At 37.8% G+C, this 4,807-nt stretch carries 6 protein-coding genes; all 6 read right to left on the reverse strand.

The window, feature by feature from the left end; all coding sequences use genetic code 11:
• Window positions 1-125: 125 nt before the first annotated feature.
• Window positions 126-311, reverse strand: coding sequence for a hypothetical protein (locus EKM73_RS12845; protein WP_125702117.1), 186 nt, complete (start codon window positions 309-311; stop codon window positions 126-128).
• Between the two features lie 113 nt (window positions 312-424).
• Entirely contained in the window at window positions 425-610 is a 186-nt protein-coding gene (locus tag EKM73_RS12500) for a hypothetical protein (protein ID WP_125702118.1), read from the reverse strand.
• Between the two features lie 45 nt (window positions 611-655).
• A complete protein-coding gene (mobV, locus tag EKM73_RS12505; protein ID WP_101153855.1) occupies window positions 656-1,738 on the reverse strand; it encodes a MobV family relaxase in 1,083 nt (360 codons plus the stop codon).
• Window positions 1,739-2,318: 580 nt separating this feature from the next.
• Window positions 2,319-3,194 (reverse strand): SDR family oxidoreductase, encoded by an 876-nt coding sequence (locus EKM73_RS12510; RefSeq protein WP_012478242.1) that lies wholly within the window; start codon window positions 3,192-3,194, stop codon window positions 2,319-2,321.
• 502 nt (window positions 3,195-3,696) lie between these two features.
• Window positions 3,697-4,359, reverse strand: a complete 663-nt coding sequence (locus EKM73_RS12515) for a replication protein (RefSeq protein ID WP_101153861.1) — start codon at window positions 4,357-4,359, stop codon at window positions 3,697-3,699.
• Window positions 4,360-4,426: 67 nt separating this feature from the next.
• Window positions 4,427-4,597 (reverse strand): transcriptional regulator, encoded by a 171-nt coding sequence (locus EKM73_RS12520; RefSeq protein WP_164508929.1) that lies wholly within the window; start codon window positions 4,595-4,597, stop codon window positions 4,427-4,429.
• Window positions 4,598-4,807: the final 210 nt, after the last annotated feature.

A 4,807-nucleotide genomic window follows, 5' to 3' on the forward strand; every position in this document is an offset into this window, starting at 1 on the left:
ACACCCTTCAAACCCTTGACCTCATTGAGTTTATAGGTGCTTTCATTCTAATTTGGCACTCGGCACCTATAGGGGGGTCGTAGTACGGTCGCAAAATTTGCTCCCTGCCCCCCAGCTTTCCAAATTTAAATCCAGCACAAACCAAAAAAGCAGATCAGCAAAAAACGCTGAACTGCTTTTTTAAGACCGTGGCTTTCAGCCACACCGACCAGCTGAGCCAGCTGGACCGCTACGCTTGCCGCCGCTGGGCTCGGGAAAACAATGGCTTGTTTTCCAAGACGTAAGGCTTCTGGTTGAGTGAAGTTAGTCAATTCCTTAAAGCCTCAAAGAGGAGCTAACTGCTAAAGCAGTAAGCCCCTCTAATTCGATTTACCATTGACTAACAATTCAACAGTTTTTCTATTCCAAATTTTCCTTAGCAAATTCAGTTGACAAACTTTTTTTCGTTAATAATTTGTTCCTGGCGCTTATCTAACACGTACGTGTGTAAAGCGTCAAAGAGCTTGCGTTTATCAGGGTCAGGGTTATGCAAGGCTTGTTCCCAAATGGCTTGAATATCGACTGCCCAAGGGTCAGCTAGCAATTGTTCAATTTGTTCGGGTTCTTTCATTTTCTTAACACCTCTCAATCGTCCTTATTTTGCGTTCTAAGCAATTTAACGCTTTAACCCTGTATTTCTCTCCGGTTGCTTTTTAGGTTGCTTATCAGGCTCATTTGGCGCTTTTAAGCCGATTTTGTGCCATGTTTCTGGTTTCATATGCACTTTATCGCCTAATTTTTGTTTCAATACCTGGAACATGCGCTTAATCAAATCTTGCGCATGATTTAATTGAGTCCGCAATTTGTTATTTTCAGCTTGCAGTTTATCATTCTTCAATTCCAGTTCAGACGCCCGACTACTAGCTTTAATTTCACTATCATGAGCTCTTTCAGCGTCAGACTTTGCATGGAGTGAATCAATAAAAGCGCTCTTGGCATAAATTGCCCCCTGTTTCATTTGCTCAAAGTCATCTTTTTTAACCAGTACATAGCCTTTTTTAAAGCGTGGTTGTAAGGTTTCAATATTGGTTACATCAAAATCAGATTTTTTAAAATCTTCGAATTCTTGTCTCTGTTTTTTTGTATCTGCTTTAACCGTCTCTAATTCTTGACGCATAGCCTTGTATTCAGGCACAGACAAATTTTTACGCTCTTTGTTTTTTTGACCCCGTTCAAGTTTAAAACCTTTGGACTGTAAGAACTCGGGTAGCTCATCTTGCACCTGTTGCAGGGCTTCCCGATTAAACACCCGCTTAGCCGACAGTTTATTATCTTTATCAAACGGCACGATCCCCATATGCATATGGGGCGTGTGCTCGTCTAAATGCACCCAAGCATAGCGGATATTCTCGTCCCCAAACTTTTCAGCAAAGTACTGTTTAGCAGTTTCAAAATAGGCTCTGGTCTGTTTTTCGTCCAGTTGCTCAAAGAACCCTTTATCACTCGTAATAACCCACTCATTGGCTAAGACAGCGTCTTTACGGACAGCTCGGGAGCCAGCCTTGCGTTCGTCAATATAAGACTGAATATCCGTCTTAAAATTGTTCGTCCGTCCAGCCACCAAATCATAGTTCAAATGTGACCGTGAGACATCAATATCTTGGTTGCTATGATTGCTAGTTTTCCGTTGGTCGTGATTACCCAAACCAACCAAATTATCAGCTTTCAATTTCTGCATTCTTGCGACAACAAAACTCATTCCACACACCCCCTAATTCGGACACCGTCCATGTAAAGTATAACACACTATACTTTACATTCGTAAAGGTGTGCTCTCCGAGGGTCAAAGCAAGAACCTGGCTTGTGCCAGATTCCCAAAGTCAAAAGCAAAAAAATAACCGCTGCTGCCGTTTCTTTTTCCTAGTAACAGAAATGAGATTTTCACCTTTGCGCTTTTCCGCAACGGTTGCAAATTCATTCCCAAGATCAAGTAAAAAAACCATGGGCTTTGCCCAAACCCACGAGGGAAAAATTTCCCCTCGACCCCCTCCAAAAAACTCCCCCAACCCCCTCACTTTTTGAGGGGGCTCCCTCGCCGGTTGGCAGGACAAAACAAAGTTTTGTCAATGCCGAGAGGGTGGAAAATCAGTGGCTCGTATCAACTCCTTAAATTCCTTCCGCTTTGCTCCAGTCAGACATTTACCGTTGACACTTCCCGTTTATCTTTCCTTCTGGCCAAATAAAAAAAGAGTAGCCGTAGCCACTCTTAATTTTACTTATTCAACAATCGCGCCCGATTGCGGCATACTTAAAAATAATCTCAATATTTTTTTGATCTTCTATTCCTCGATTATTCCATATCCTTCTGGTGCAGGAATCCCATGTTCTGCAGAACGACTGACTGATTCCCACTCTTTCCATGTAGATATACGTTTTTCTGCATTTTCAACAGCTAAATCATAAACAAGGCTTCCTAGAATCAATCGGAGAGGCGGATTCTCACTATTAACCAGTTTCATTATAGCTTCGGCAGCCAACTTAGGGTCACTATCAACTGATTCGGTTGAGTTTTGTTGAGCCAACTTCTCACGTAATGAATCATACTCTTTGTTCTGTGTGGTAAAACTCATTTTTAAGTATAGATTCGTCCAATAGCCTCCGGGTTCAACGATAGATACCTTTACACCAAAATGTGCAGCTTCTTGTGCTAATGCCTCGCTAAATCCTTCTAAAGCAAATTTGCTAGCACTATAGATTCCCGACATTGGACCAGTAATCAGTCCACCAATACTAGATATCTGTATAATATGACCTGATCCTTGTGTCCGTAAGTACGGCATAGCTGCTTGACAAATCCAAATTGCACCATAGAAATTAGTCTCCATTTGACTTCTAACTTCATCTTCACTAAATTCTTCAATCATTCCCAATACCATATTTCCTGCATTGTTAATGACAATATCGATCCTTCCAAAATGTTTAATGGCAGTTTCCACTGTAGTAAAAACAGCACTTCTATCAGTAACATCAAGACTTAACGGAAGTAACATTCCTTCAAACTGGTATTTTAACTCATTAAGTTTTTCAATATTTCTAGCAACACCAACAACCTTATCTCCTGACTCTAGTACTTTTTTAGTGAACTCGTATCCTAGTCCACTGCTCGCTCCTGTAATAAACCATACTCGTGTATTTTCTACGTTACTAAATGTCATAAATAATTTCCTCCATTAATCATGTAATATTTAGGTAGCATTTGATACCTATTATTTGAAGTAAGCCAAATAAGTATAAAACTTATCAAAATAAAAAACATAGGCAACTGCCTATGCTCTAGAATATTGAAATATAGAAATTCCAATTGGATTCATCATTACTTAATAAAATTACAAATATGATATCAATATCATAGATGAACCAGTTTCTACGATATTACATGGGGACTTCCACTTTTTTAAAAAAGAAAAAGAGGAAGATATATCTCCCTCTTTTTATCATAACCGAATAATAAAGGTTTCCTTTTAAAAGACAGATCAATCCTATTACTCTGAGCATAAGCAGAGCCTTTGAACGTATTAAATTAACGGTTCAAAGTTAGGATATCAATCATTAGGAAGCCTCCATTCATAAAAGTTAATTCAAGTATAACAAATTGCCTTGATTTGTCAAAAAATAAAATAAAAAACCCCCTTAGCTTTTCAGCAGGAGGCATGTTTTTTATTTTATTTCGCCAGTTTCAGAATCAATAATTTTTGAGTAAATCGGACGGTAACCGCATTGATAATTTGCATCAAAATATAAACGGAAGATTCCAGAAGAACTCGCAATAACTTCATTCACATATTTCATTCCATCAATTCCAAACTCACTTCCACGTTTTTTTATAAACGCACTTAATTCAATAATATTAACGATATTATATTTATCTACAAGCTCAAGTAACGTTTGTCTTAATTCTTTTTTCTCACTTTCATCAAGCGTGACATAACGGTCAACGTCAAAATTATTTATCAACTTAATCTCTTTTTTATCATATTTATGCTTTTTCTTAGCAATAGCATCTTTAGAATCATGCGTTAAATACAAATACATATTTTCCATACTATGAACCACAGTCTGAACCATAGCCACGCTGTTTTCTCCTAAAGTTCCCTTGATTTTTTTACGAACACTATCTGCAGTCACAGGATTTTTTGCTATGTAAATGACATGATAATGATCTTTTTTATATTCTTGTCCTTCAACTGGGCTCAAATCCTTGTCATGCAATGGACTAATCGCCATTGGAACACCAAGTAATTCTAATTTTATTTCCCAATCGCTAGGAATGCTTTCTGGGTATAGTAAAAACGTGAAGTATCTTGATTTGTCTTTAGCCATAATGATATAATCACCTTAACAAATTGCATATTAATTTCGAGAGCGGTCTTTGGCGGACGCTCTTTTTTTATGCATTTTTTTGCCCTTCCTTGTGGTTTTTTACAACATCATTCATATGTTTTCGAACATCATAAGTTACAATTTTTCCTTGCTCTAATAAAGCTTGCTTATACTCAACATACAAATCTTTAGGAATACGGATAGTTACACTTTGCATTTCTTCTTTTTCTTTCGGCACAAATAAAACCTCTTTTCTTTTTCAATATTTATTTATTATTATATAGCATTACAAAAACTAAGTAAAGCATTACATAGAAATACAGGTTTTTTAAAAAGTCGCGTAAAAGTCGCCGAAAAGTCGCCGAGATTTTACACCCTTCAAACCCTTGACCTCATTGAGTTTATAGGTGCTTTCATTCTAATTTGGCACTCGGCACCTATAGGGGGG

This window comes from Levilactobacillus fuyuanensis (assembly GCF_003946395.1).
Classification (GTDB): Bacteria; Bacillota; Bacilli; order Lactobacillales; family Lactobacillaceae; genus Levilactobacillus; species Levilactobacillus fuyuanensis.

What these genes read in the sequence shown, in the direction of transcription:
- EKM73_RS12500 (WP_125702118.1), bottom strand. Translation starts at nt 610, where the DNA reads ATGAAAGAACCCGAACAAATTGAACAATTGCTAGCTGACCCTTGGGCA.
- EKM73_RS12510 (WP_012478242.1), bottom strand. Translation starts at nt 3,194, where the DNA reads ATGACATTTAGTAACGTAGAAAATACACGAGTATGGTTTATTACAGGA.
- EKM73_RS12515 (WP_101153861.1), bottom strand. Translation starts at nt 4,359, where the DNA reads ATGGCTAAAGACAAATCAAGATACTTCACGTTTTTACTATACCCAGAA.
- mobV (WP_101153855.1), bottom strand. Translation starts at nt 1,738, where the DNA reads ATGAGTTTTGTTGTCGCAAGAATGCAGAAATTGAAAGCTGATAATTTG.